The following is a 26,364-nucleotide window of genomic DNA, read 5'->3' on the forward strand; positions in this document are numbered from 1 at the left end:
TGGCACCGTGATCGACGCACGACGGCTGCGGACCCTGCGGGCCGTGGCCGACCACCGGACCGTGACGGCCGCCGCGGCCGCGCTCTACCTCACACCCTCCGCCGTGTCGCAGCAGCTCACCGCCCTGGAGCAGGAGACCGGCCACGACCTGCTCGCCCGGGACGGCCGCGGTGTGCGCCTCACGGCCGCGGGCGAGATCCTGCTCGCCCACGCGGACGCCGTGCTCGCCCAGCTGGAACGGGCCGAGGCCGACCTCGCGGCGTACAGCGCCGGCATCGCGGGCGAGGTGACGGTCGCCGCGTTCGCGACCGGGATCACCCTGGTGCTGGCCCCGGCGATACGGGAGCTCGCCGTCACCGCCCCCGGCGTCCGGCTGAAGGTGCTGGACGCGGAGGGCGACGCCAGCCTGCCGATGCTCCTCGACGGGCAGGCCGACCTCGCCGTGGCCGTCGAGTACCGCGGCGCGCCGCGCGCCGGCGACGGGCGGCTCACCCGGGTGCCGCTCTACGCGGAGCCGTTCCGGGCGGTGCTGCCGCTCGGGCACCCGCTGGCGGCGGGGGAGGGCCCGATCGCGGTGGCCGACCTCGCGGCGGAGCCGTGGATCGGCCCCTACCCCGGCAACCCGTGCCACGACGTGGTGCTGCTCGCCTGCGAGCACGCCGGGTTCCAGCCGCGGCTGGTGCACTCCTCGGACGACTTCACCGCGGTGGTCGCGCTCGCCTCGGCCGGCGCGGGCGTCGCCCTGGTGCCGCGGTCGGCCCTGCGGGGCGCCGACCTGTCGGCCGTCGCGGTGCGGCCGGTGGACAGCGACCTCGCGACCCGCAAGGTGTTCGCGGCGGTGCGGGCCGGCGCGGAGCGCCACCCGCTGATCGCACCGGTGCTCACGGCGCTCACCGCGGTGGCCGAGCGGCCCCCGGGCGGCTGACGGCCGCTCGGTCCGTTCAGCCCGTTCGGTCCGTTCAGTCCGTGATCTCCACGCCGCGCCAGAACGCCACCCGGCCGGCGATGTGCGAGGCCGCCTCGCTGGGCTCCGGGTAGTACCAGGCGGCATCCGGGTTCTCCGAGCCCGCCACCCGTACGGTGTAGTACGAGGCGGTGCCCTTCCACGGGCAGAACGTCGTGGTGGGGGAGTGGTCGAGGAGGTCCTCCCGCACCGAGTCGAGCGGGAAGTAGTGGTTGCCCTCGACGACCGTCGTCCGGTCGCTCTCGGCGATGATCTCGCCGTTCCATCGTGCAGTGGCCATGGCGGCCATTCTGCCCGGACACCGGCGGCCGGCGGCCCTACTTCGGCCGTCCTCCGCTTCCGGGTCCGGGTCAGGGTCCGTTTCCGTGGGTGTGGATCCGACAGGTGAACGCAGTGTCCCGGCCGGCCACTTGTCGTCGTCAGACGACGATTGAAGGGCGCCGGCCCGTGCACGTCAAGGGGCGCGGCGGAGATCCCTTCGCGCACCGGACCCGGCGGAGCCCCCGGCCGGCCCCGCGGTCGTGGGGCGAGGGACGGCCGGGGCCCCGGGCTCAGGCCGTCGGCACGGGGCCGGTGGAGCCGCGGGTGATCAGCTCGGTGGCGAGCTCCACGTGCAGGGTCTCGACGGCGTGGCCCTCCATCAGCCGCATCAGCAGGCTGACCGCCATGCGGCCCAGCTCCCCGAGGGGCTGGCGGACGGTGGTCAGCATCGGGACGGTGCTGCTGCTGAGGTAGACGTCGTCGAAGCCGGCGATCGACACGTCCTCGGGCACCCGCAGGCCGCGCTCGTAGGCGGCCCGCAGGGCGCCGACGGCGGCCTTGTCGTTGAAGGTCACGAGGGCGGTCGGCCGGTCGGGCAGGTCGAGGAGCTCGGCCGCGGAGCTGTGGCCCCAGTCGGAGGTCGGCTCGATGCTGCGGCACAGCTCCGGCGAGGGCAGCACGCCGACCTCGGAGAGCGCGGAGGCGTGCCCGGCCATGCGGGCCTCGTTGGCGAGCCACTCGCCGGGGCCGCCGATCATGCCGATGCGCCGGTGTCCCAGCGACACCAGGTGCGCGGTGACGCTGCGGGCACCGGAGAAGTGGGCGGCGGACACGGCGGCGATGTCGCGCGGCAGGGGGGTGCGGGGGTCGATCACCACGAACGGGAAGTCCCGGCGCCGGAGGGCTTCGAGATCGCGGGCCGGCTCGGGCGGAAGGATCAGGATCGCTCCTCCCAACTGCTCGCGGTCCGGCAGCCCGGCGAGCACCTCGACGTCCCGTACGGCGTCGCCGGCGTTGAGGATCACCTGCCGGCCGTGCAGCTCCAGGGTCTCGGCGACCGCGGAGACGATGATGCCGAAGTAGTCGGTCAGGAGGTACGGGCAGCGCACGATCACGTCGCGCCCCGCCCGCCCGGAGGGACGGCTGCGGACCTGGGGGGCGCCGAGCCTCGCCATCGCCCCCTCGACGGCCTCGCGGGTCTCCGGGGCGACCGGCACCTGACCGTTCATCACCCGGGAAACGGTGGCGATCGAGACCCCCGCCGCGGTGGCGATGTCCCGCACCGTCACCTTCGATGACCTCGGCCTACCCATTTGTTTCATCCTTTTGTTTCACGATATTGGCGACGCGGCGCAGTGAAGTCCTTGTAACTGCGGCGGTTCTAAAGCTTGACACTACGACAATCGGGCCGTTTCCTATGACCCACCGAGAAAATCACGCATATCTGTTTCATTCTGTTTCACGAGGCACCGTCCCGGCCTCGCCTCTCGGTCCGGCCGCCCCCTTCCGGCCACTCCATCCGGCACTCCATCTTCGAGGAAGCCATGAACAGACGTGCCCTCGGCGCGGCGATCGCCACCACCGTCGCCCTGAGCCTCGCCTGCACCACCGGTGTCCGGACGGTCGCCGCGGCGCCCGGCCCCGCCGGACACCACGGCACCCCCCGCGCCGACGTATGGGTCACCACCCCCGACCGCACGGAACTCCTGCACCGGCGCGAGCCGGTGGCCTTCCACGACGGCGCCTCCACGCTCACCACCATCACGATCGACCCGAACCGGACCTTCCAGAGCATGGACGGCTTCGGTGCCGCGCTCACCGACTCCTCCGCCGCCGTGCTCGCCGGCCTGCCCGCCCGGGCCCGCAACGATGCCATGCGCCAACTCTTCGACCCCGGGCAGGGCATCGGCGTCAGCTTCCTGCGCCAGCCCGTCGGCTCCTCCGACTTCACCGCCGAACAGCAGCACTACACCTACGACGACATGCCGGCCGGGCAGAGCGACTTCGAGCTCCGGCACTTCAGCATCGCCCACGACGAGCAGGTGATCCTCCCGCTCCTGCGGCAGGCCCGGCGCCTCAACCCCGACCTGACCGTGATGGCCACCCCGTGGAGCCCGCCCGCGTGGATGAAGACCGGTGACTCACTGGTCGGCGGCCGGCTCAGGGACGACCCCGCCGTCCACCGGGCCTACGCCCGCTACCTGGTGAAGTTCGTCCAGGCCTACGCGGCGGCCGGCGTGCCCGTCGACTACCTGACGGTGCAGAACGAGCCGCAGAACCGCAAGCCCGCCGGCTACCCCGGCACCGACCTGCCGGCCCAGCAGGAGGCCGCGGTCATCGCGGAGCTCGGCCCGTTGCTGAAGAAGGCCGGCCTCCGCACCAGGATCCTCGCCTACGACCACAACTGGTCCACCCACCCCGGCGACGTCGGGTCCACCCCGCCGGGCGAGGACCCGCAGACCGACTACCCGTACGAGGTGCTGTCCGGGCCCGCCGCGAAGTGGGTCGCCGGCACTGCCTACCACTGCTACGCGGGCGACCCGTCCGCGCAGAGCGCCATGCACGACGCGCACCCCGACAAGGGCATCTGGTTCACCGAGTGCTCCGGCTCCCACGGCGCCACCGACACCCCCGGGCAGATCTTCCGCGGCACCCTGACCTGGCACGCCCGCACCATCACCGTCGGCACCACCCGCAACTGGGCGAAGTCCGTCGCCAACTGGAACATCGCGCTCGACGCCACCGGCGGCCCCCACAACGGCGGCTGCGACACCTGCACCGGCCTGCTCACCGTCGGCGCGGACGGCGCCGTCTCCACCGACGCCGAGTACTTCACCATCGGCCACCTCTCGAAGTTCGTGAAGCCCGGCGCCGTCCGCATCGCCAGCACCAGCTTCGGCACCACCGGCTGGAACGGCCGGATCACCGACGTCGCGTTCCGCAACCCCGACGGCTCCACGGCCCTCGTCGTGCACAACGAGAACGACGCCCCCCGCAGCTTCGCCGTGGCCGTCGGCGACCGGACCTTCGAATACACCCTGCCCGGCGGCGCCCTGGCCACCTTCACCTGGCCGAAGGCCGGCGCGCCGACGGCCTCGGAGCGCGAGATCCCGCTCACCGGGGCGAAGGCCGCCGCAGGACCCGTCGAGGACGGCACCGCCGCCCTGGCCGTCGACGCCGACGCATCCACCCGCTGGTCCGGCGGAGCCGCGCAGCAGCCCGGCCAGTACGTGCAGGTCGACCTCGGCCGCGCCACCCGCTTCGACGAGGTCGCGCTCGACAGCGGCGACGACCTCGGCGACTACGCCCGCGGCTGGCAGCTCTCCGTGAGCGACGACGGCACCACCTGGCGCGAGCTGCGCAGCGGCACCGGCACCGGACAGCTCACCACCGTCGCCGTGCCCGGCACCCGCGCCCGCCACCTCCGCGTGACCAACACCGGTACCGCCGACGCCTGGTGGAGCCTCGCCGACATCCGGCTGTACCGCTCCCGCTGATCCCCTCCCGCTGATCCCCGCGCCGGGCCCACCCGCGCCGGGCCACCACCCCGGCCCGCCACCGCGCGTCACCCCGCGCAGGGCCCGGGGCCCGCACCTCCCCGCAGGTGGCAACCCCCTCGTGCCATCTGCCGGGCCACTGTCCGCCGGTCCGCCGTACGGCCGTCCCGGCCTGCCCGGATGCGGCGTCCACCCCCACCCCGTCAGGAGCTGCACCATGCACGGAGCGCACCGTTCCGGCACCACCCGTAACCGCCTCGCCGCCGCGGCCGCCACGCTCGTTCTGGCAGGCACCGGCCTGGCCGCGGTCGGCGGCACCGCGCAGGCCGCCGACACCACGGCCCAGGTCTGGATCACCACCGCGGACGGGTCCAGCAAGCTGGCCCGCGTCGGCGACGCCGCGTTCTCCTCCACCGGCCCGCAGGGCACCGACATCGCGGTGAACGCGGGCGACGTCCAGCAGCCGCTGGTCGGCTTCGGCGCCTCCTTCACCGAGTCCGCCGCGCACCTGGTCGCCGGCCTGTCGTCCGGCACCCGTGCCAACCTCATGAACGACCTGTTCAGCACCGGCAGCGGCATCGGCCTGGACTACCTGCGCCAGCCGCTCGGCGCCTCCGACTTCGTCGCCCGACTGCCCTTCTACTCCTACGAGGACACCAAGGGCTCGTTCGGCATCGCCCGCGACCAGCAGGAGATCCTGCCCGCGATCACCCAGGCGCGCGCCGTCAACCCCGGCATCCGCATCATGGGCACCCCGTGGTCCGCCCCGGCCTGGATGAAGGACAGCAACTCGCTCAACGGCGGCAGCCTCAAGCCGGAGAACTACGGCGCCTTCGCCGACTACCTCGTGAAGGCGATCCAGGCCTACGGCAACGCGGGTGCCCCGATCACCGACCTCACCGTCGCCAACGAGCCCGAGTTCCAGACGAGTTACCCGTCGATGGGCATGACCGCCACCCAGCAGGCCGACTTCGTCAAGGTCCTCGACACCAAGCTGACCGCCGCCGGCCTGCCCACCAACCTCTTCGCCTACGACCACAACTGGGACCACCCCAACTTCCCGCTCACCGTGCTCTCCCAGGCGAGCGGCGTCGGCCGCCTCAAGGGCGCCGCGTTCCACTGCTACGGCGGACAGCCGGAGGCCGAGCAGCAGGTCGCGAACACCGGCAAGGCCGTCCTGTTCACCGAGTGCTCCGGCACCGACTCGGCGAACAAGGCCAACACCTTCGCCGACACCCTGAAGTGGCAGACGGAGAACCTCGTCATCCGCAACCTGCGCTCCGGCGGACAGAGCGTCGTGCTGTGGAACATGGCACTCGACGCCAACGGCGGCCCGCAGTACGGCGGGTGCGCCACCAACTGCAACGGGGTCGTCGAGATCTCCAACGGCGGCTACACCAAGAACGCCGAGTACTACCTGCTCGGCCACATCGCCAAGTTCGCCCAGCCGGGTGCGCACCGGATCGGCTCGACCAGCCAGGGCAGCGGCGGCCTGCAGAACGTCGCGTTCCTCAACCCCGACGGCTCGCGCGGCGACGTCGTGCTCAACGCCACCTCCGCCACCCAGCACTTCTCCCTCAGCGAGAACGGCCGCTCCCTGACCTACGACCTGCCGGCCGGCGCGGTCGCCACCTTCACCTGGCCCGGTGCGCCCACCGGCAGCACCAGCCCGAGTCCCAGCCCGAGCCCCACCACCGGCGGCCCGATCGACACCGGCGCCTGGTACACGCTCGCCAACACCAACTCCGGCAAGTGCGCGGACGACGCCGGCACCGCCAACGGCAGCGCCGTGCAGCAGTGGAGCTGCACCGCCGCCACCAACCAGCAGTGGCAGTTCACCGCCACCGACGGCGGCTACTACCGCGTCGCCAACCGCAGGGCGGCCGGCCAGGCCCTGGACGTCACCGACGTGTCCGCGTCGAACGGCGCGAAGATCCAGACCTGGCAGTGGGGCGGCGGCGCCAACCAGCAGTTCAAGCCCGTCCAGCAGGCGAACGGCTCCTACACGCTGGTCAACCGCAACAGCGGCAAGTGCCTCGACGTGACCGACGTGTCCACCGCCGACGGCGCCCGCCTCCAGCAGTGGGACTGCACCGGAGGCCCCGCCCAGACCTTCCGCCTCACCACCGCCGGCTGACCACCGGCGACCGCGCGGTGGCCGCCCTCCCCGGCGGCCGCCGCGCCCCACGGTCCGACCCGTCCCACCGTCCTGCACCCACCCCGCGTCCGGCGGGAACCCCTGAGGAGAAGCGATGCCCAACCCGACCCCCGCCAGAAGACACCGCGTGCCGGCGGCAGCGGCGATCACCGTGCTGTCCCTGGGTCTCCTGACGGCCTGCAGCAGCGGGAGCAGCGGCTCCTCCGGGTCTTCCAAGGCTCCCGCTCCGACCGTCCTCAAGGTGGGCATGCCGCAGGGCGCCACGATGACGAACAACAACAACCCGCTGCTGCCGACCTCGGCGGCGGCGCAGCTCGGCTACCGCCACATGATCTACGAGCCCATCGCGATGTGGAACCAGGTCAAGCCCGCCGAGGCCCCCAAGCCCTGGCTGGCGGAGAAGATCGAGTGGGCCGACAACTACAGGAAGCTCACCCTCACCGCCCGCGCGGGCGTGAAGTTCTCCGACGGCGTCCCGATGACCGCCGAGGACCTCGCCTACGCCTTCCAGCTGATGAAGGACCACAAGGCCCTCAACAGCAGCGCCCTGCCCATCGCCGACGTCACCGTCCAGGGCGACCGGGCCGTCGTCACCTTCACCGGATCCCAGTTCGTCCGGCAGGCCTCCGTGCTGAGCACGCTCGTCGTGCCCAAGCACCTGTGGTCCACGATCGCCGATCCCACCACCGACACCGTCGCCAAGCCGGTCGGCACCGGCCCCTACACCCTGAAGTCCTTCACCCCGCAGACCGCCACCCTGACCGTCCGCGAGGGCTACTGGCAGGACGCGCCCGAGGTCACCGAACTCCGCTACACCACCTACAGTGGCAACGACGCCGTCACCAGCGCCCTGGCGAGCGGCGCCCTGGAGTGGACGTACGCCTTCCTGCCGGACGCCAAGAAGCTCTACCAGGACAAGGACCCGCAGCACAACAAGCTCTGGTTCCCGCCGAACCTCTCCGCCGACGGCCTGTGGATCAACACCACCCTCAAGCCGTTCGACAACCCCGTGCTGCGCCGCGCCATGTCGATGGTCGTCAACCGGGACGACATCTTCGACCTCGCCGAGGCGGGCTACTTCAAGCCCAAGGTCGAGTCCGTCACCGGCCTGCCGACCCCGGCCGGCGACGCCTTCATCGCCCCCGCCTACCGGGGCAGGAAGGCCACCGCCGACGCCGCCACCGCGAAGAAGCTCCTCACCGACAACGGCTTCACCTACCGCGGCGCCGACCTCGTCGACCCGTCCGGCAAGCCGGTCGCCCTCACCCTGACCGACCCGGCCGGCTGGGGCGACTACCAGACCGCCCTCACCATCGTCGCCGACAACCTCGGGACGATCGGCATCAGGGCGAGCATCGACAAGGCCGACCAGAACGCCTGGGAGAGCAACATCGCCTCCGGCAACTTCCAGGCCGCGATGCGGTGGTCGAACGGCGGCGCCACGCCGTACGACTTCTACAAGGACGTCATGGACGGCGCCGCCCTCAAGCCGATCGGCCGGCCGGCCACCGGCAACTACGGTCGCTTCGACAGCCCCGAGGCCACCAGGGCCCTGGAGGACTACGCCAACGCCGCCGACGAGGCCGCCCGCACCGGCGCGCTGAACACCCTGCAGAAGGTCTTCGCCGAGCAGACCCCCATGATCCCCACCTCCGCCGGCAACCTCGGCGCCGAGTACTCCACCAAGCACTGGACCGGCTGGCCCGACGACACCAACCCCTACGCCCCCGTCCAGCCCAGCCAGACGACCGCCCTCGACGTGGTCCTGCACCTCAAGCCCGCCGACCGCTGAACCCGCGCGGGGCGGCCCGCGCGACAGCTCCGCGTCCCGGCGGGGGCCCGCCTCCCGGCCACGCCCCTGCCGGGGCGCGGCCGACCTCCCCCAAGAACGGAAAGCACGGTCCCATGGCGTCGAACCAGCCCGCGACAGCACCGCCTCCCGAGGTGGTGCTGGAGGCCGAAGGCCTCACCAAACACTTCCCCGTGCCGCGCCGGGGCCGCGCGATCCTCTCCCGCACCGTGCAGGCCGTCCACGCCGTGGACGACGTCGACCTGACGCTGCGCCGGGGCACCGTCACCGCCCTGGTGGGCGAGTCCGGCTCCGGCAAGTCGACCGTCGCCCGGCTGCTGGCGCAGCTGCACCCGCGCACCGCCGGCGACGTCCGGCTGCACGGCGTCAGCACCGCGGTCCGGGGCGGACGGCCGTTCCGGGCGTACGCCCGCGAGGTCCAGATGATCTTCCAGGACCCGTTCGGCTCGCTCAACCCCGTGCACACCGTCCGCTACCACCTCACCCGCGCCCTGCGCATCCACCACCGCGCGGGCCGCGGCCGGGACGGACTGCAGCAGGCCCTCGGCGAACTCCTCGGCCGCGTGCACCTCGCACCCGCCGACGCGTACCTCGACAAGTACCCGCACGAGCTGTCCGGCGGCCAGCGCCAGCGTGTCGCCATCGCCCGTGCCCTGGCCGCCGACCCGAAGGTGCTCCTCGCCGACGAGCCGGTCTCGATGCTCGACGTCTCCATCCGCCTCGGCATCCTCAACCTGCTCCGCGACCTCAGGGACCGCCTCGACCTCGCGATCCTCTACATCACCCACGACATCGCCTCCGCCCGGTACTTCGCCGACGAGACGGTCGTGATGTACGCCGGACGGATGGTCGAGGGCGGCGACAGCGAGACCGTCACCCAGCACCCCGCCCACCCCTACACCCGGCTCCTGATCGCCTCCGCCCCGGACCCCGACCGCCTCGCCGCCTCCACCGCAGGCGGCCCGGGCGACGGCGACGGTGGCGGTGACACGGGAGAGCCGCCCAGCCTGACGTCCCCGCCGGCAGGCTGCCGGTTCGGCCCGCGCTGCCCCGCCGTGACGGAGCGGTGCCGCACCCACGTGCCACCGCGCTTCGACCTCCCCGACGCGCCCGGCCACTGGGCGGCCTGCTGGCTCCACGCCGACGGGAACGCCGCCGGAAGCGCCACCGGAAACGCCGACGGAAGCGCCGCCGGAAGCGCGGGGAGTGCCTCGTGAAGTACCTGCTGCAGCGCCTCGGCTTCTACGCCTTCACCGCCTGGGCCGCGATCACCGTCAACTTCTTCATCCCGCGCCTCACCCCGGGCGATCCGGTGCAGTCCCTGATGAACCAGTTCCAGGGACAGCTGGACCCGCAGGCCGTCCACTCGCTGACCGTGCTCTTCGGCCTGGACCGGAACCAGGGCCTGTGGGACCAGTACACCGCCTACTGGGTGCAGCTCGCCCACGGCGACCTCGGCATCTCCTTCAAGTCGTTCCCCACCCCGGTCTCGGAGGTGATCGGGCAGACCCTGCCGTGGACGGTCGGGCTGGTCGGCGTCACCACCGTGCTGGCGTTCCTGGGCGGCACCCTGCTCGGCGTCCTCGCCGGCTGGCGGCGCGGCTCCTGGGCCGACGGACTGCTGCCCGCCACCACCTTCCTCGCGTCGGTCCCGTACTTCTGGCTGGCGCTGGTCGCCATCGCCTTCCTCACCGGCGGCGGCAGCTTCCTGCCGTCCTCCGGCGGCTACGAGCCCGGGCTCGTCCCCGGCTGGAGCGGCGCGTTCGTCTCCAGCGCGCTGGTGCACTCGCTGCTCCCCGCGGCGACGATCCTCGTCTCCTCGGTGGCGGGCTGGATCCTCGGCATGCGGAACATGATGGTCACCGTCACCGCCGAGGACTACATCACCGTCGCCCACGCCAAGGGCCTCTCCGGACGCCGCGTCATGTTCTCCTACGCGGCCCGCAACGCCCTGCTGCCCAGCGTCTCCGGCTTCGGCATGGCCCTGGGCCTGGTCGTCGGCGGCACCTTCCTCGTCGAGGTCGTCTTCTCCTACCCCGGCGTCGGGCTGGAGCTGGTGCAGGCCATCGGCGTCAAGGACTACCCCCTCATACAGGGCGTCTTCCTCGTCATCACCCTCGCCGTGCTGGCCGCGAACCTCCTCGCCGACCTCGCCTACATGGCACTCGACCCGCGCACCCGCAAGGAGGGCTGACGGTGTCCAACGCCAAGACCCGCACCGGGGCCGCGCTGCTCGGCCTCTTCGTCCTCGTCGCGGTCGCCGGCCCGTGGGTCGCCCCCCACGACCCGGGCGCCCGCAGCACCGACCTGCTGCAGGGGCCCTCCGGCGGCCACTGGCTGGGCACCACCCACCTCGGGCAGGACGTCCTCAGCCAACTGCTGGTCGGCACCCGCAGCATCATGCTGGTCGGCCTCGTCGCCGGCGCGATCGCCACGGTCCTGGCCGTGCTGGTCGGCGTGACCTCCGGCTACCTCGCCGGCCCCGCCGGCGAGAGCCTCTCCGCCCTCTCCAACGTGTTCCTCGTCGTCCCGGCCCTGCCGATGATCATCATCCTCGCCTCGGTGCTCCCGCAGACCGGCGACTGGGTCGTCGCCCTCGTCATCGGCCTCGTCTCCTGGGCCTGGGGCGCCCGCATCCTGCGGGCCCAGACGCTCTCGCTGCGCCACCGCGACTTCGTCACCGCCGCGAAGGCCACCGGCGAGTCCACCTGGCGCATCGTCACCTTCGAGATCCTGCCCAACCTCACCGCCGTCATCGCCTCCTCCTTCATCAGCACCATGATGTACGCGGTCATGACGGAGATCTCCCTCGCCTTCATCGGCATCCCCGGCATGTCCCCCTGGAACTGGGGCGTCATCCTCTACTGGGCCCAGACCCAGCAGGCCCTCGGCCTCGGCGCCTGGTGGTGGTTCGTGCCCGCAGGCCTCGCCATCGCCCTGCTCGGCACCGCCCTCTCCCTCGTCAACTTCGGCATCGACGAGATCGTCAACCCCCGGCTGCGCACCGCCGGCCGCGACCTGCGGACCCCCGCCGGCCGGATCCGCATGCGCCCCGGCTTCACCCCGGTCGTCCGCACCGGCCCCGCCGCCCGGCCGGCCCCGGCAGCGGCCGCGCCGGCCCCCGACCCCGAGCCCGCCCCCGGCCGGCCGGTCACGGAAGGCACCGCCCGATGAGCAAGCCCGTCCTGGAGATCAAGGGACTCGACGTCGACTACGGCTACGGCCCCGGCGCCGTCCGCGCCGTCCACGGCGTCGACCTGACCCTGCACACCGGCGAGGTCCTCGGCCTCGCGGGGGAGAGCGGCAGCGGCAAGTCCACCCTCGCCCACGGCCTCACCCGGCTCCTGCCGCCGCCCGGCGTCATCACCGGCGGCGAGGTGCTCCACCACCCCGAGAACGGCCCGCCGGCCGACATCCTCGCGATGACACCGGCCGAACTCCGCTCCTTCCGCTGGGCGCAGACCTCGATCGTGTTCCAGGGCGCGATGAACTCCCTCAACCCGGTGCACACCGTCGCCGCCCAGCTCACCGACGTCATCAGGGCCCACGAGCCCGGCACCACCCGGGCCGGCCGCCTCGCCCGGGCCCGCGACCTGCTGCGCACGGTCGGCATCCCCGCCGACCGCCTCGACAGCCACCCGCACCAGCTCTCCGGCGGCATGCGCCAGCGCGTCATGATCGCCATGGCCCTCGCGCTGCGCCCCCGGGTCGTCATCATGGACGAGCCCACCACCGCCCTCGACGTGGTGATGCAGCGCCAGATCCTGCGGCAGCTGGTCGCGCTCCGCGACGAGCTGGCGTTCTCGGTCGTGTTCATCACGCACGACCTGTCCCTGCTGGTCGAGTTCTCCGACCGGATCGCCGTCATGTACGGCGGCAGGATCGTCGAACAGGCCCCCGCCAGGGCGCTGTACCGCGACCCCCTGCACCCGTACAGCGACGGTCTCCTGCACTCCTTCCCCGCCCTGCACGGGCCGCGCCGCGCACTCGCCGGCATTCCCGGCTCACCGCCGGACCTGCGGGCCGTGCCGCCCGGCTGCCCGTTCGCCCCGCGCTGCCCGCTGGTGACGGACGCCTGCGCCGAGGCCCCCGTCCTGGCCGTCCCCGCGGGGCACGAGGGGCGCAGCGTCGCCTGCCACCTCCGTCCCGCGGCCCGGACGACCGTCTGAACCACCGGCCGGCCGACCGCCCGGACCACCGCCCCCGACCCTTCCGTACCCTCCCCGACCCTCCCCGATCCGAAAGCAGCCGCCCCATGGCACTCGACCTGCCCGCCCGTACCGCGCCCGCGCACCACGACGATCCGCTCGCCACGCTGCCCGCCGACTTCCGCTGGGGTGCGGCGACGTCCGCCTACCAGATCGAGGGCGCCGTCGCGGAGGACGGCCGCACCCCGTCGATCTGGGACACCCTGTGCCGGGTGCCGGGCGCGATCGACAACGGCGACACCGGTGACGTGGCGTGCGACCACTACCACCGGATGCCGGCGGACGTCGCCCTGATGCGCCGCCTCGGCCTGGACACCTACCGGTTCTCCGTCTCCTGGCCCCGCGTCCAGCCGCACGGCCGCGGCCCGGCCAACCCGGCGGGCCTCGCCTTCTACGACCGGCTGGTCGACGAGCTCCTCGGCCGGGGCATCACCCCGTGGCTGACGCTCTACCACTGGGACCTCCCGCAGGAGCTGGAGGACGCCGGCGGCTGGCCCGTCCGCGACACCGCCCACCGCTTCGCCGACTACGCGGAGCTGGTGCACGAGCGGCTCGGCGACCGGGTCGGGCACTGGACGACCTTCAACGAGGCGTGGTGCTCCGCGATGCTCGGCTACGTCGAGGGCGTCCACGCCCCCGGGCGGCGGAACTTCGCGGACGGCGTGGCCGCCGTGCACCACCTGCACCTCGCGCACGGCCTCGCGGCGCAGCGCCTGCGGGCCGCCGCGACGCGCCCGCTCGACATCGCGGTGACGCACATCCTGAGCAACACCGTCCCGGCGAGCGCTTCCGACCTGGACCGGGAGGCCGCCCGCCGTGCGGACGCGCTCGGCTTCCGCTTCTACCTCGACCCGGTGCTGCGCGGCTCCTACCCGGAGGACCTCGTCGCCGACCTGGCGGCCCGCGGGGTGCGGATCCCCGTCGAGGACGGCGACCTGGAGATCATCTCCACGCCGATCGACACGCTGGGGGTCAACTACTACCGCTCCTTCAGGGCGTCCGGCACCGCGGAGGACGGCTCCACCACCACCCCGGACGGCCTGCCCGTGACCCGCGGCCTGCCGATGGGCGACCGCCCCACCACGCACCTGGACTGGGAGGTCATGCCGGACGACTTCGCGGACCTCCTGACCAGGATCGCGCGCGACTACCCCGGCATCCCGCTGGTGATCACCGAGAACGGCGCCGCGTACGACGACAAGCCGGACGCGTCCGGTTTCGTCGCCGACGCGGACCGCACCGCGTACCTCGCCTCCCATCTGGCGGCCGTCGCCGAGGCCCGTTCGCGCGGCGCCGACGTCCGCGGGTACCTCGTGTGGTCGCTGCTCGACAACTTCGAGTGGGCGTACGGCTACGACAAGCGGTTCGGCATCGTCCGCGTCGACTACGAGACCCAGGAGCGCATCCCGAAGCAGAGCGCCCTGTGGCTGCGCGACACCATCGCGGCCCACCGCGCCCGCCACGCCTGACCCCCCCCGGGCGCTCCCCGGGCCGCGGACCGCCCGCCGGCGGTCCGCGGCCCGGGTGACCGCCCGCCCGCACCGGACGGAGGACCGCCCCATGCACCTGTCGGTCACGCGCTCACGGCACGACCCGGACGCCACCGCGCCCGCGGTCCTCGTGCTGCCGGGCCACGCCTACGGCGGGCCCGCCCGCACCGACCCGCGCCCCGCGGTCGACGCCCTCACCCGGCACGGCCTGCACGTGTTCACCCTGGAGACGCCCGCCGGGCCGGGACGCCACCCCGGGCCGCTCGTGCACGCGCGGCACGCCCTGGAGTCGGTCCGCGCCGGCGGCCACCACGTGCCGGTCGACCCGGCCCGGGTCGCCGTCCTCGGGTTCGGCGACGGCGGGCACCTCGCCGCGCTCCTCGCCACCGGGCCCCACCCGCCCGACCTCGCCGTCCTGCACGGCCCCCTCGTCTCGCTCGCCCACCACACGGACCACGCCGCCACGGAGCGGCTCCTCGGCCCCTGCCACACGGTCGCCGACCGCCGGGCCCTGAGCGCCGAGAACCTCGTCCGCGAACGCACCCCGCCGACCTTCCTCTGGCACCCCGGTGACACGGCCGTCCTGCCCGTCACCCACTCGCTGCGCTACGCCCGGGAACTCGCCCGCAACGCCATCGACTTCGAGCTCCACATCGCCCCGTCCGGCGGCCCGGGCGGCCCCGGCGGCCCGCAGACCGGCCCGCAGGCCGACTGGCTCGCCGCCTGCACCCGCTGGCTCACCCGGCACGGCTGGCCGCGGCCCGCCGACGGCCCGCCACCGCCCCGCGGGCCCCGGGCCGCGCCGCCGCCCGGGCCGCCGACCGCGCCGCCGCCGAGGCCGGATCACCCGGGAGGGCTGTCCTTGCGCGAGCGGAACAGCAGCGGCAGGAGCGACACCACCACGGCCGCCGCCACCAGCAGCCACAGGTAGTGCTCGATCCCCGGGACGGCGGCGCCCAGCCAGTACCCGGCCAGCACCATGCTCTGCGACCACAGCAGGCTGCCGACGATCTGCCAGACGGTGAAGGTGCGCGTGGGCACGTCCAGCATGCCCGCCAGCGGGCCGAGCACCGTCCGGACCACGGGCACGAAGCGGCCCAGGACGATCGCCTTGCGGTAGCCGTAGCGGCGCAGCAGCGCCTCGCCCCGGGCCGCCGCCGATCTCAGGCGTCCGCTCCTGGTGCGGGCCAGCGCGGTCCGTCCGCCGTGGCGCCCGATCAGGAAGCCGAGCTGCGCGCCGGCCACCGACCCGACGGCGGCGCACAGCATCACCTGCCAGAGCGACAGGTGGGGCCCGGAGCCGTCGCCGGTGGCGCAGAGCACCCCGGCGGGCAGCAGCAGGGTGTCGCCGGGGAGGAAGAATCCCACCACCAGCAGCCCCGACTCGGCGAAGAGCGCCACCAGGACGGCCAGGGCGCCGAAGGCGGCGAGCAGCGAGGACCCGCTCGTCGGGTCGACGGCCTGCAGCGCCCCGCTCATCGGGGCCCGGCCGCGGCCGGGTGCCGGTCCGGGTGCCGGCCTGCCGGAGTACTGGACACGGTTCGAACCGTACGCGCACGGATCCCCGACCGGCCACACCGGGAAGCCCGGGAGGGCTCCGGGCCGTGCGCCCCGGGCGGCCCCGGGGAAGCCCGGCGCCCGGCGGTCAGGCCTGCGGTGGGACGTGGTGACGGCCGGCCGGGACGGCCGGATCTTTTCGCGTTCCCGCTGCTCACCGGCGCTCCTGGCATATGCTGCTGGGCGGCCCGGCCCCCGTGGGTCCGCCACAGAGGGGCCACCGCACCCTCAGCAGGAGCGTTCCGTGAGTCAGGACCACGACCTCGACAGCACCGCCCTTCCGGTGGCGGTGATCGGCCTCGGCGACATCGCGCAGAAGGCCTACCTCCCGGTGCTCGCCGCCCAGCCCGGGCTGGACCTGCGCCTGATGACCCGGGACCGCGCCAAGCTCGACCGCATCGGCGACGCCCACCGCATCGCGCACCGCTTCACCGACCTCGGCGAGCTCATCGACAGCGGCGTGCGGGCCGCCTTCGTGCACGCCTCGACGGACCAGCACGTGCCGATCGTCGAGCGGCTGCTGACGGCCGGCGTCGACGTGTACGTCGACAAGCCGCTCGACCACACCCTGGAGGGCTCCCGGCACCTCGTCGAGCTGGCCGAGCAGGAGGGGCGCTCGCTCATGGTGGGCTTCAACCGCCGGCACGCCCCCGGCTACCTGCTCGCCCTGGAGCGCCCGCGTGACCTGATCGTCCTCCAGAAGCACCGGGAGGGGCTGCCGGAGGCCGCCCGGACGGTCGTGTACGACGACTTCGTCCACGTCGTCGACACCCTGCGCTTCCTGGTGCCCGGGGAGATCGAGCACGTCGACGTCCGCTCGCGCAGCCGCAACGGCCTGCTGGAGCACGTGGTGCTCACCCTGGCGGGCGGCGGCTTCACCGCGCTCGGCATCATGAACCGCATGAGCGGCTCCACGGAGGAGGTGCTGGAGGTCTCCGGCGGCGACTCCAAGCGCGAGGTGCGCAACCTCGCCGAGGTCGTCGACCACCGCGGCCAGCCCACCGTCCGCCGCCGCGGTGACTGGGTGTCGGTCTCGCGCCAGCGCGGCATCGAGCAGGTCGTGCTCGCCTTCCTGGAGTCCGTCCGGGCCGGCAAGGTGCTCTCCGCGCGGGACGCCCTGGCCACCCACGAGCTGTGCGAGCTCGTCGTCCGCGCGGTGGAGGAACAGGCCTGACGGGCCCTCGCGTACCGGCGCCCCCCGCACAGCCCTCGTTCGGGCCGTGCGGGGGGCGCCGGGGCGCAGAGGGCTCAGCTGTTCGTGCAGACGTTCCCGGCAGTCGGGTTGAGCAGGCCGATCAGGTTGATGCTGTTCCCGCAGAGGTTGATCGGGATGTGGATCGGGACCTGGATGACGTTGCCGGAGAGGATGCCGGGCGAACCGATGGCGGTGCCGGTGGCCGTGGCGTCGGCGTTCGCCACGCCGGCGGTACCGAGCACGAGTACACCGGCGACGCCGGTCAGCGCGAGAGCCCTGCGGATGTCCTTCACGGTCTTCTCCAATTCGGGAGGGGACGTGCCTGAGATGGTTCCTGGACGCCGGGCCGGCGGCATGCCGGCCGGGCGGCGCCCGCGACCAAGTCTTGGCACGGGGAAGCGCAGCGGTCCTCCGGGCACGCGCGAGGTTCGGCCGGGCGGGTGGGAATCTCCGGATCCGCTGCGCCATCGGCGGTACCGCAGCCCACCGTGACGATTACGGACAGTGAGCGGTGTGCGGCTTCGGCCACGGACGAGCCCCTCGCGGCAGGGTGCTTCGCCGTCGGAGCGGTCGTCGGGAGCGGGCCGGACGTCGCGCAGGGCCCGCCCCGCCCCGGGTCCGCCGTCCGTCTCCCGGCCGCTACCCGGGCAGGTCGACGGACAGGTGCGCGGAGAGCGCGCGGAGGAAGTCGGCCGCGTCGAAGGCCGCCCCGGCGGAGACGACGCCGACCGCCCTGGTCCGCCCGGAGAGGATGCGCCCCACCGCCTCCACCGCGAGCGGCGCGGTGACGGCGTAGATGTCGCGGCCCCGGGCCGTGGCGCGCCGCTCGGTGCCGCCGGAGCGCACGACGACGTCGACGAGGAAGGTCTGCGCGGACCGCCCGTGCTCGTCGACCGCGGTCGGCGCCGGAGTGTCCGGGGACGACAGGTCGCCCGCGGCCTCGACCGTCATGTAGGTGCGCACCTCGGGGACGGACAGGTGGCTGGGCACGGTGACGACGTCGGCCATCGTGAACTCGCCGATGACGGCCCGGGTGCCCAGCGGCTCGGGGAAGTCCCAGTCGAGGGCGGGCGGGGCGTCGTCGCGGTACTCCAGCCGCCCGTCCGAGAAGCGGATGCGCCGGCCGTTCCGCCGTTCCCGGGAGACCGCACCCGCCACCCGGGTGCCCTCGGTGGGGTGCCAGCCGTTCAGCCCGTACGCGATGTGCACCTCGTCGGCCGCCGTCCGGTCGCCCGCCGCCGCGGTGGCCAGCAGGTCGCCGAGGCCGCCGTAGAACGCCATCGCGGGGACGACGACCACCCCCGCGGCACGGGCACGCTCCGCGAAGTGCGTGAAGGTGTCGAGGTTGGCCTCGATCTCGGCCGCCACGTCCACGTAGGGGATCCCGGCGCGCAGGGCCGCCTCGATCACGGGGGCGGCGGTCGTGGCGAACGGCCCGGCGCAGTTGATCACGGCCGCCGTGCCGGCCAGGGCCCGGTCGAGCGAGGCCGGGTCGTCGACCGACGCCGTCCGGATCTCCAGACCGGGGCCGGACGCCGCCAGCGCCTTCAGCTTCACGGCGTCGCGCCCGGATGCGACCGGGACGAACCCGCGCTCCCGCAGCTGCGCCACCACGAACCGCCCGGTGTGCCCGTACGCGCCGAACACCGCTACCTTGTGCGCCGATCCCATGGGGTTCCCCTCCGTGCCGAATGTTCAACCGTGAACATTCTGGTGGGGAAAGGTGTCCCGTCGTGAGTGTCCGGAACGCCACGGTGCGTACAATTCCGGACATGGGAACTGTCGCACTGGCCGTCACCGACGGGATGCTGCACTTCGAACTCGCCGTGGCGTACGAGGTCTTCGGCCCCGCACCGGCCGCCGTCACGGTTCCCTGGTACGACCTGGCCGTCTGCGGGCCGGACGCCGTGCGGGTCGGCCGGTTCCGGCTGGAGCCCGACGCCGGGCTCGACCGGCTCCGGCACGCCGACACCGTGATCGTCCCCGGCTGGGCCGACGTCGACGTGCCGCCGCCCGCCGACCTGGTCGACGCGGTCCGCGCGGCCCACGCGGCGGGCGCGCGCGTGGCCTCCCTCTGCACCGGCGCCTTCGTCCTGGCCGCGGCCGGCCTGCTCGACGGGCGGCGGGCGACCACGCACTGGGCGCACACCGCGGAGCTGGCCGACCGTCACCCCCGGGTCGAGGTCGACCCGGACGTGCTCTACGTCGACAACGGCACCGTGCTCACCTCCGCCGGCAAGGCCGCCGCACTGGACCTCTGCCTGCACCTCGTCCGCCTCGACCACGGCTCGTCGGTCGCCAACGCCGTCGCCCGCCGCCTCGTCGTGCCACCGCTCCGGGCCGGCGGCCAGGCGCAGTTCGTCACCACCCCGGTGCCCGCCCAGGACGACCACCCGCTCGCCGCCCTCCTCCCCTGGGTGCTCGAACGCCTCGACCGGCCGCTGACCGTGGACGACCTGGCACGCCGGGCCCGGACGAGCTCGCGCACCCTCGGCCGCCACTTCCGGGCGGCCACCGGCACCACCCCGCTGCAGTGGCTCCTCACCCAGCGGATCCGCCGCGCCCAGGAGTTGCTGGAGAACACCGACGACAGCGTCGACGCCGTCGCCGCCGCCACCGGCATGGGCACCGCCACCACCCTGCGCCGCCACTTCAACCGGACCGTCGGCGTCCCCCCGGACACCTACCGCCGCACCTTCCGCGCCCGGTCCCGACCCGGCCCGACCGCGTGAGACCCGCGCGGCGGTGGCCGCGGCGGCGTGTGACGGTGCGTCCGGCGGGGCCTGACCCGAGGCCGCAGCCTGGACCTCGTGGGGCCGGCGTGATCGAATGGGCCGACCATCGAGGCGGGGAGTGGTAGTGCGACGCAGGGGATTCCTGCTCCTGGGTGCCGCGGCCGCGGCGCCACTGGCGGTCGGCGGGGTGTGGCTGGAGCGGGAGTCCGACAGGTCCGTGGCGGCAGGGGCGCACAAGCCGCCGGAGGTGTCGACGGACCTCACGTGGGTGGGGCGGGATCTCGTGCTGCTCGGGCCGGTCGTCTCGGCACACTGGGTGCAGACCTCGTCCGCCGTGCCCGGGGACCGGCTTCCGATCGGGCCGACGGACTACTACTACGACATCGTGGCGCACCTGGCCCCGGGGCAGGTGGCCCGCCTGCTCGGCGAGCGGCCGATGACTCCCGAACCGTCACCGCCGCTGCAGGGGGCCGCTACCGGACCGTGGCATGCCGGTTGGCGGGTTCCCGCGCCGCTCGCGCCGTTCATGCCGCCCGGCGCCTCCTGGGTGCGGGACGACGAGCTGGACGCGTCGCTCGTCACGGCGGACAGTGCGCAGCTGTACTTCGACCGGGCGTCCGACACGGTGTACGTGTCCGCGGCCAACCTCGGTGGCCCCGACGCGTCCGCCACCCCCGTGGGCCCCGACGGCCACACGGTCACGGCCACCCCCTCGCAGGGTCACGTCCTGTCCTGAGCCTGCTTCCGGGGGTCCGGCCGGGGCGGGCCCGGAGGCCGCCGTGAGATCGTCGTGAAGCCGTTCCGGTTGTCCCCAGCCTCTCCACGGAGACGGTCCCGCGCGGGCGTCCTGTGCCGCGTCCGTTCGGTGACGGGCCTTCGGGTGGGGTGGGACGACGTCGATCGGACGGCCCGCGCACCTGAGGTTCGAGCGGCCGGCCACCGCGCGTGAGCTGCACGTGTCCTCCGCCCCGGGCCTGCCCCTGGTGTTCAAGATCGCCGCCGTGTTCGGGAGCCGGATCGAGGATCTGTTCTTCCCATCCGAAGACGCCGGGTCGGAAGCCTGATCGTCCCGGCCGGAGCGGGCGGGCCCCGGACCCGTTCATCCTCCGTCCGGGCCGTCCGGGCCGTCCGGCGCCCCCGGCTCGCCGCCGTCCGCGGGGTCGGCGCGGCGCAGCGTGCGGATCGCCGGGGTCGCGAACAGTGCCGCGCAGCCCGCCAGGCAGGCGCCCGCCGACACGAGCAGCAGCCGCTCCGGGGAGGCCAGCGCGGTGGCCGGCCCCGCCAGGATCTGGCCGAGCGCGATCCCGGACACCGAGCCGGCCAGCTCGTACGCGGTGACCCGGTTGAGGACCGCGGGCGGGGTGTGGGTCTGCACGCTGGTCGCCCACATCACCGACCAGAACGCCCAGGCGCCGCCGCCGAGGACGTGGCCCGCCAGCAGGACCGGCAGGCCGGCGTCCAGCGCGATGCAGAGCGGCAGCACGGTGTACAGCGCCATCGCCACCGCTCCGGCGGCCAGCGGCCGGGCCGGGCGCAGCCGCAGTGCCAGCAGGCCGCCGAGCACCGTTCCGGCGCCGAGGAAGGAGACCGCCAGGCCGTAGGCGTCCGGGCCGAGCCGGTCGTCGATCAGCGCCGAGCCGAGCGGTACGAGCGGGCCGAAGAGCAGGACGCCGTAGCCCACCCAGATCAGGATCACCGCCCACATCCAGGTGCGTGCGCGGAACTCGTGCCAGCCCTGGCGCAGGTCGCGACGGAGTGAACTGCCGCTGGGGGGAGAGCCGGAGGGAGGGGAGCCGGCGCCGGCCGGGGCGAGCCGGACGAGGGCCAGGCAGAGGGCGCTGAGCAGGAAGGTGCCGGCGTCGATCGCGTACACCGTGCCGGCGCCGGTCAGGGCGATCAGCAGCCCCGCCAGGGCCGGGCCGAGCAGTTGGGCGAGCGCGTCGGCCACCTTGAGCGTGGCGTTGGCCCGCTGCGGATCGCGGGCGATCAGCGGGACCATCCCGTTGACGCCCGGCTGGAACATCGCGGTGGCCGCCCCGGCCAGTGCCGCCATGGTCACCAGCAGCCAGAACGGCGGCGTCCCGGCGAAGAACGCGGCGGCCAGCGCGCCCTGGGTGAGCACCCGGGCGAGGTCCGCGCCGACCATCATCCGGCGCGCGCCGATCCGGTCGGCGAGCACCCCGCCGAACAGGACCAGGGCGACGACCGTCCCGGTCCAGGTGCCGAGGACGATGCCGACGCCGGAGATCCCGTACAGCGCGCCGACCGCGAGTGCGGCGGCCACCGGCATCATCGCGTCGCCGACCAGCGAGACCGTGCGGGCGGTGAAGTAGAGGGTGAAGCCCCGGTCCCACAGCGGCGGCCGGGCCGGGGGTCGGGGGGTCGGCGGATCGGTCCGGGTCGCCCGGGCCTGCTTCCGGAACTGCGTCCGGGTCTGTTCGGTGGTCACGGCACCGATACTGGTCTGGACCAATCGGCCGTCCCAGTGTCCCGAACGACATGATGGGGTACTTTCACGCCATGACGCTCCGTCCGCCACCGAAACCCCCTGCGCTGCACCGGGTCGTGGCCCTGCTGCAGCCCCCGCAGTCGACCTTCCTGCTGGCCTGCGCGACCGAGGTGTTCGGCGACCACGGCCCGGCGGTCCCCGACCGCTACACGTTCGAGGTCTGCACCGAGCACCCCGGCCCGGTGCGCACCCGGGTCGGCTACGACCTGCTGGTCGCGGCGGGCCTGGACGCGCTGGAGCACGCGGACACCGTGCTCGTCCCCGGCTGGCAGCAGCCGGCCGGCACCGAGGTGCCGCCCGCGGTGGTCGCGGCGGTCCGCCGGGCGCACCGGCGCGGCGCGCGGATCGTCGGCATCTGCTCGGGTGCCTTCGTGCTCGCCGCCGCCGGACTGCTGGACGGCCGGCGGGCCGCCACCCACTGGGCCCGGGCCGCCGAACTGGCCACCCGGTTCCCGCAGGTCCGGGTCGACCCCGCAGTGCTGTACGTGGACCACGGCGACGTCGCCACCAGCGCCGGGTCGGCGGCCGGCGTGGACCTCTGCCTGCACCTGGTGCGCACCGACCAGGGCGCCGCGCACGCGCTGCGGATCGCCCGGCAGATGGTGATGCCGCCGCACCGCGAGGGATGCCAGCTGCAGTACGCCGAACTGCCCACCTCCGGACCGGTCGCCGACTCGCTGGCCCCGCTGCTGGAGTGGCTGGCCGGGCGGCTGGACCAGCCGGTCGGCGTCGCCGAGATGGCGGCCCGCTCCCAGGTCTCCGCCCGCACGCTGACCAGGCGCTTCACCGAGCAACTGGGCATCAGCCCCGGACGCTGGCTGCTGGACCGGCGGCTGGCGGCCACCCGGGCGCTGCTGGAGGAGACCGACCTGCCGGTGGAGACCATCGCGCGCCGGGTCGGCCTCTCCTCGGCCGTCAACCTGCGCCGGCGCTTCCACGAGGCCCTGCGCACCACGCCCGCCGCCTACCGGCGCGCCTTCCGCGCGGGCGAGGCCGGGTAGACCGGGTAGACCGGGGCGCGGCGGGATGTGACGACGGCCCGGACCGCGGTGCGGTCCGGGCCGTCGGGGAGCACGGGTCAGCGGCGCCTGCCGCGGCGCTCCGCGAGCCGGTGGACCACCGCGACCAGCGTGTCCACCTCCTCGTGCGTGTTGTAGAAGGCGAACGACGGCCGGACGGTGGCCTCCAGGCCGTAGCGGCGCAGGATCGGCTGCGCGCAGTGGTGACCCGAACGCACCGCGATGCCCTCCTTGTTGAGCTCGGTGCCGACCTCGGCCGGCTCGTAGCCGTCCAGGACGAACGACGCGATGCTCGCCTTGTGCCGGGCCGTGCCGACCAGCCGGAGCCCGGGCACGCCGCGCAGTCCTTCGGTGGCGTGTTCGAGCAGGGTGTGCTCGTAGGCGGCGATGTTCGGCAGGCCGATGCGTTCGACGTAGTCGATGGCCGCGGCCAGCCCCACCGCGTCGGCGATGTTGCCGGTGCCGGCCTCGAAGCGACCCGGCGGCGGCTGGTAGCTGGACCGCTCGAAGGTCACGTCGGTGATCATGTTGCCGCCGCCCTCCCACGGAGGCATGTCCTCAAGGACCTCCCGCTTGGCGTAGAGCACGCCGATCCCGGTCGGTCCGAACAGCTTGTGCCCGGAGAAGACCAGGAAGTCCGCGTCCAGCGCCGTGACGTCGATCGGCAGGTGCGGAACGGACTGCGCCGCGTCGATCAGGACGCGTGCCCCGGCCCGGTGCCCGATCTCGATGACCTGCTCGACCGGCACGACGGTGCCGAGCGCGTTGGACATCTGGGTGACCGCGACCAGCCTGGTGCGGTCGGACAGCAGCGCGGCGTACTCGTCGAGCAGCAGCTGCCCGTCGTCGTCGACCGGGATCACCTTGATCACCGCACCGGTCTGCTCCGCCAGCATCTGCCAGGGCACGATGTTGGCGTGGTGCTCCAGGTGGGAGACGACGATCTCGTCCCCCGCCCGGATGTGCCGGGGCCCCCACGCCTTGGCCACCAGGTTGATCGCCTCGGTGGTGCCCCGGACGAACACGATCTCCTCGGCGGAGCCCGCTCCGACGAACCGGGCGACGGTGTTCCTCGCGCCCTCGTAGGCGTCCGTCGCCCGGGCGGCCAGCTCGTGGGCCGCCCGGTGGATGTTGGAGTTCTCCCGTGAGTAGAACTCCACCAGCCGGTCCATCACCGCGCGCGGCTTCTGCGTGGTCGCGGCGTTGTCCAGCCAGATCAGCGGGCGGCCGTTGACCAGCTCGGACAGGATCGGGAAGTCCCGGCGCACGGCCCGCACGTCGAAGGCCGGGTGCCGGTCGATCGGCAGCCCCGCGGGTGCACCGGCCGTGTCGCCGGCGTCGGGCTCCTGGACGAAGTAGTACGGCGAGGTCGTGGCCGCCGGCGCCGCGGGCACGAAGAGGGGCGGGAGCCCCAGGTGTCCGAAGCCGGGGAGCTCCGGTGCCTTCGCGGGGTACCCGGGTGCCTCGGTGAGGAAGTAGTACGGCCCGGTGTCCGACGGCCGGGCCGGTGCGGCCGGTGCGGCCGGTGCGGCAAGCGACGCGGCCGGAGGCGTGACCGGCGACGCGACCGGGGGCGGCCCGGGTGTCACCGGCCGCGCCGGCAGCGCCCGCAGCTCCGGAGCGGGTCCGGCACCACCGGGCGCACCCGCCGCGTAGGCGGCCGGGGCGCTGGTCGGCGGTGGCCCCGACGGCAGGCTCGTCCCGGCGGTCGGCGCCGGAGGAGGCGGGTCGGCCGCCGGGAGGCCAGCCGGCGACGGCCACCCCGACAGGCCGTCGTGAGCCGGGGTCCCGGACTCCGGGGACTGCCCGGGGAGGGCTCGGAAGAACTCCCCGGCCAGCCGGCTCAGCGTCGCCTCGTCCGGCAGCCACGCCGGGGCGGCCTCGTCACCGGTAAACGGGGGCGTAGTCATGGAACTTGTCCACCTCGACGTCGTCGAGCACCGCGAGCGCGTCCTCGGTCAGCACCGCGAGCGAGCAGTACAGGGAGATCAGGTAGGAGGCGATGGCGCTTCGGTCGATCTGCATGAAGCGCACCGACAGGCCCATCCCCTGTTCCCCCGAGAGCCCGGGCTGGAACAGGCCGACCACGCCCTGGCGCGACTCACCGGTGCGCAGCAGCAGGAACTTCGTCCTGCCGTTCTCCAGCGGGACCTTGTCCGACGGGATGATCGGCAGGCCGCGCCAGGTCAGGAACTGCGAGCCGAACATGCTCACCGTCGCCGGCGGAACACCGCGCCGGGTGCATTCCCGGCCGAACGCGGCGACCCCCTCCGGGTGGGTGAGGAAGAAGGCGGGCTGCTTCCACACCTTCGTGATGAGGGCGTCCAGGTCGTCCGGCGTCGGAGGGCCCGTCAGCGTGGGCATCCGCTGCGTGTCCGCCACGCTGCTCAACATCCCGTACTCCGGGCTGTTGATCAGCTCGCCCTCCTGGTGCTCCTTCACCGCCTCGATGGTCAGGCGCAGTTGCTGGGCGGTCTGGTCGTGCGGGCTGGAGTACAGGTCGGCTATCCGGGTGTGGATGTCGAGGACCGTCTGGACGGCCTTGAGCCGGTACTCCCGGGGCTCCCGTGCGTAGTCGACGAAGGTGTCGGGCAGCGGCGACTCGTCGAAGTTGTCGCACTCGATGCGCACCGACTCGGGGTGAACGACCTTGTTCACCCGGTAGATGCCGGCCTCGACCGGCACCCAGGACATGAGGTGCACCAGCCAGCGCGGCGTGATGGAGGCCATCTGCGGAACGCTCTTGGTGGCGTTCGCCAGGGTCCGTGCCGCGGTGTCGCTCACCGACACCGGTCGCGACGGCGGATTTGCAGCCGTGGTCATGCAACGTCTCCTCTCCGTGCCCGGGAGGCGGGCACGCTGAAGGGGGGCGAGATCGTCGACGCAACGTCCGCGGTCGGGATCTCTCGCATCTGCGTCTCAACTCACCCTTCCAGCAGGCCTGATGACGGTCCAATGCGC

Annotated in this window: 22 protein-coding genes; 14 read left to right on the forward strand and 8 right to left on the reverse strand. The window is 73.8% G+C overall.

What is annotated here, in order from left to right; translation table 11 throughout:
• Positions 1-7: 7 nt before the first annotated feature.
• Positions 8-925: a LysR family transcriptional regulator gene (locus tag SNE206_RS28825; protein WP_407916438.1), complete on the forward strand. Its 918-nt coding sequence runs from the start codon at positions 8-10 to the stop codon at positions 923-925.
• Positions 926-959: 34 nt separating this feature from the next.
• Here SNE206_RS28825 and SNE206_RS28830 read toward each other — a convergent pair whose 3' ends face one another.
• On the reverse strand, positions 960-1,244 hold the full coding sequence (locus tag SNE206_RS28830) for a DUF427 domain-containing protein (protein WP_407916439.1): 285 nt from the start codon (positions 1,242-1,244) through the stop codon (positions 960-962).
• Between the two features lie 271 nt (positions 1,245-1,515).
• Complete coding sequence (locus tag SNE206_RS28835; protein WP_407916475.1) at positions 1,516-2,454, reverse strand: substrate-binding domain-containing protein; 939 nt, start codon at positions 2,452-2,454, stop codon at positions 1,516-1,518.
• 315 nt (positions 2,455-2,769) lie between these two features.
• On the opposite strand from SNE206_RS28835, the gene SNE206_RS28840 reads away from it, so the two are divergent.
• The 9 genes from SNE206_RS28840 to SNE206_RS28880 all read left to right on the forward strand — a co-directional run bounded on the left by SNE206_RS28840 (position 2,770) and on the right by SNE206_RS28880 (position 15,319).
• Positions 2,770-4,722, forward strand: a complete 1,953-nt coding sequence (locus SNE206_RS28840) for a discoidin domain-containing protein (RefSeq protein WP_407916440.1) — start codon at positions 2,770-2,772, stop codon at positions 4,720-4,722.
• 217 nt (positions 4,723-4,939) lie between these two features.
• Positions 4,940-6,859: an RICIN domain-containing protein gene (locus SNE206_RS28845; protein WP_407916441.1), complete on the forward strand. Its 1,920-nt coding sequence runs from the start codon at positions 4,940-4,942 to the stop codon at positions 6,857-6,859.
• 115 nt (positions 6,860-6,974) lie between these two features.
• Positions 6,975-8,672, forward strand: coding sequence for an ABC transporter substrate-binding protein (locus SNE206_RS28850; protein ID WP_407916442.1), 1,698 nt, complete (start codon positions 6,975-6,977; stop codon positions 8,670-8,672).
• Positions 8,673-8,785: 113 nt separating this feature from the next.
• Positions 8,786-9,907, forward strand: a complete 1,122-nt coding sequence (locus tag SNE206_RS28855; RefSeq protein WP_407916443.1) for an ABC transporter ATP-binding protein — start codon at positions 8,786-8,788, stop codon at positions 9,905-9,907.
• The gene (locus SNE206_RS28860) at positions 9,904-10,884 is read left to right on the forward strand and encodes an ABC transporter permease (RefSeq protein ID WP_407916444.1); all 981 of its coding nucleotides are present in this window, start codon (positions 9,904-9,906) and stop codon (positions 10,882-10,884) included. The genes SNE206_RS28855 and SNE206_RS28860 overlap by 4 nt, the downstream gene beginning before the upstream one ends.
• A 2-nt stretch (positions 10,885-10,886) precedes the next feature.
• The gene (locus SNE206_RS28865; protein ID WP_407916445.1) at positions 10,887-11,864 is read left to right on the forward strand and encodes an ABC transporter permease; all 978 of its coding nucleotides are present in this window, start codon (positions 10,887-10,889) and stop codon (positions 11,862-11,864) included.
• Positions 11,861-12,859, forward strand: a complete 999-nt coding sequence (locus tag SNE206_RS28870; RefSeq protein ID WP_407916446.1) for an ABC transporter ATP-binding protein — start codon at positions 11,861-11,863, stop codon at positions 12,857-12,859. The genes SNE206_RS28865 and SNE206_RS28870 overlap by 4 nt, the downstream gene beginning before the upstream one ends.
• 86 nt (positions 12,860-12,945) lie before the next feature.
• Entirely contained in the window at positions 12,946-14,367 is a 1,422-nt protein-coding gene (locus tag SNE206_RS28875) for a GH1 family beta-glucosidase (protein ID WP_407916447.1), read from the forward strand.
• A gap of 91 nt (positions 14,368-14,458) precedes the next feature.
• Positions 14,459-15,319 (forward strand): alpha/beta hydrolase, encoded by an 861-nt coding sequence (locus tag SNE206_RS28880; protein ID WP_407916448.1) that lies wholly within the window; start codon positions 14,459-14,461, stop codon positions 15,317-15,319.
• Here SNE206_RS28880 and SNE206_RS28885 read toward each other — a convergent pair.
• On the reverse strand, positions 15,232-15,867 hold the full coding sequence (locus SNE206_RS28885; RefSeq protein ID WP_407916449.1) for a DedA family protein: 636 nt from the start codon (positions 15,865-15,867) through the stop codon (positions 15,232-15,234). The two genes, SNE206_RS28880 and SNE206_RS28885, sit on opposite strands and share 88 nt — an antisense overlap.
• A 322-nt stretch (positions 15,868-16,189) precedes the next feature.
• Between SNE206_RS28885 and SNE206_RS28890 the strand changes: the two genes are divergently transcribed.
• Positions 16,190-17,119 (forward strand): Gfo/Idh/MocA family protein, encoded by a 930-nt coding sequence (locus SNE206_RS28890; RefSeq protein ID WP_407916450.1) that lies wholly within the window; start codon positions 16,190-16,192, stop codon positions 17,117-17,119.
• A gap of 74 nt (positions 17,120-17,193) precedes the next feature.
• On the opposite strand, the gene SNE206_RS28895 is transcribed toward SNE206_RS28890, so the two are convergent.
• Together SNE206_RS28895 and SNE206_RS28900 are read right to left on the reverse strand one after the other, a co-directional pair.
• Positions 17,194-17,445 carry a chaplin gene (locus tag SNE206_RS28895; RefSeq protein WP_407916451.1) on the reverse strand — a complete coding sequence of 84 codons (252 nt, stop codon included), beginning with the start codon at positions 17,443-17,445 and terminating at the stop codon, positions 17,194-17,196.
• Positions 17,446-17,779: 334 nt separating this feature from the next.
• A complete protein-coding gene (locus tag SNE206_RS28900) occupies positions 17,780-18,811 on the reverse strand; it encodes a saccharopine dehydrogenase family protein (protein ID WP_407916452.1) in 1,032 nt (343 codons plus the stop codon).
• Between the two features lie 101 nt (positions 18,812-18,912).
• Here SNE206_RS28900 and SNE206_RS28905 point away from each other — a divergent pair, with 101 nt between their 5' ends.
• Together SNE206_RS28905 and SNE206_RS28910 are read left to right on the forward strand one after the other, a co-directional pair.
• On the forward strand, positions 18,913-19,872 hold the full coding sequence (locus SNE206_RS28905; RefSeq protein ID WP_407916453.1) for a helix-turn-helix domain-containing protein: 960 nt from the start codon (positions 18,913-18,915) through the stop codon (positions 19,870-19,872).
• 127 nt (positions 19,873-19,999) lie between these two features.
• The gene (locus SNE206_RS28910) at positions 20,000-20,611 is read left to right on the forward strand and encodes a hypothetical protein (protein ID WP_407916454.1); all 612 of its coding nucleotides are present in this window, start codon (positions 20,000-20,002) and stop codon (positions 20,609-20,611) included.
• A gap of 363 nt (positions 20,612-20,974) precedes the next feature.
• On the opposite strand, the gene SNE206_RS28915 is transcribed toward SNE206_RS28910, so the two are convergent.
• Positions 20,975-22,324, reverse strand: a complete 1,350-nt coding sequence (locus tag SNE206_RS28915) for an MFS transporter (protein WP_407916455.1) — start codon at positions 22,322-22,324, stop codon at positions 20,975-20,977.
• 71 nt (positions 22,325-22,395) lie between these two features.
• On the opposite strand from SNE206_RS28915, the gene SNE206_RS28920 reads away from it, so the two are divergent.
• Positions 22,396-23,385, forward strand: coding sequence for a GlxA family transcriptional regulator (locus tag SNE206_RS28920; RefSeq protein ID WP_407916456.1), 990 nt, complete (start codon positions 22,396-22,398; stop codon positions 23,383-23,385).
• A 77-nt stretch (positions 23,386-23,462) separates the two neighbouring features.
• Here the strand turns inward: SNE206_RS28920 and SNE206_RS28925 are convergent, their stop codons facing one another.
• Both SNE206_RS28925 and SNE206_RS28930 read right to left on the reverse strand, forming a co-directional pair.
• Complete coding sequence (locus tag SNE206_RS28925) at positions 23,463-25,313, reverse strand: family 2A encapsulin nanocompartment cargo protein cysteine desulfurase (protein ID WP_407916457.1); 1,851 nt, start codon at positions 25,311-25,313, stop codon at positions 23,463-23,465.
• On the reverse strand, positions 25,288-26,226 hold the full coding sequence (locus SNE206_RS28930) for a family 2A encapsulin nanocompartment shell protein (protein WP_407916458.1): 939 nt from the start codon (positions 26,224-26,226) through the stop codon (positions 25,288-25,290). The genes SNE206_RS28925 and SNE206_RS28930 overlap by 26 nt, the downstream gene beginning before the upstream one ends.
• Positions 26,227-26,364 lie beyond the last annotated feature (138 nt).

This window comes from Kitasatospora sp. NE20-6, from assembly GCF_045862635.1.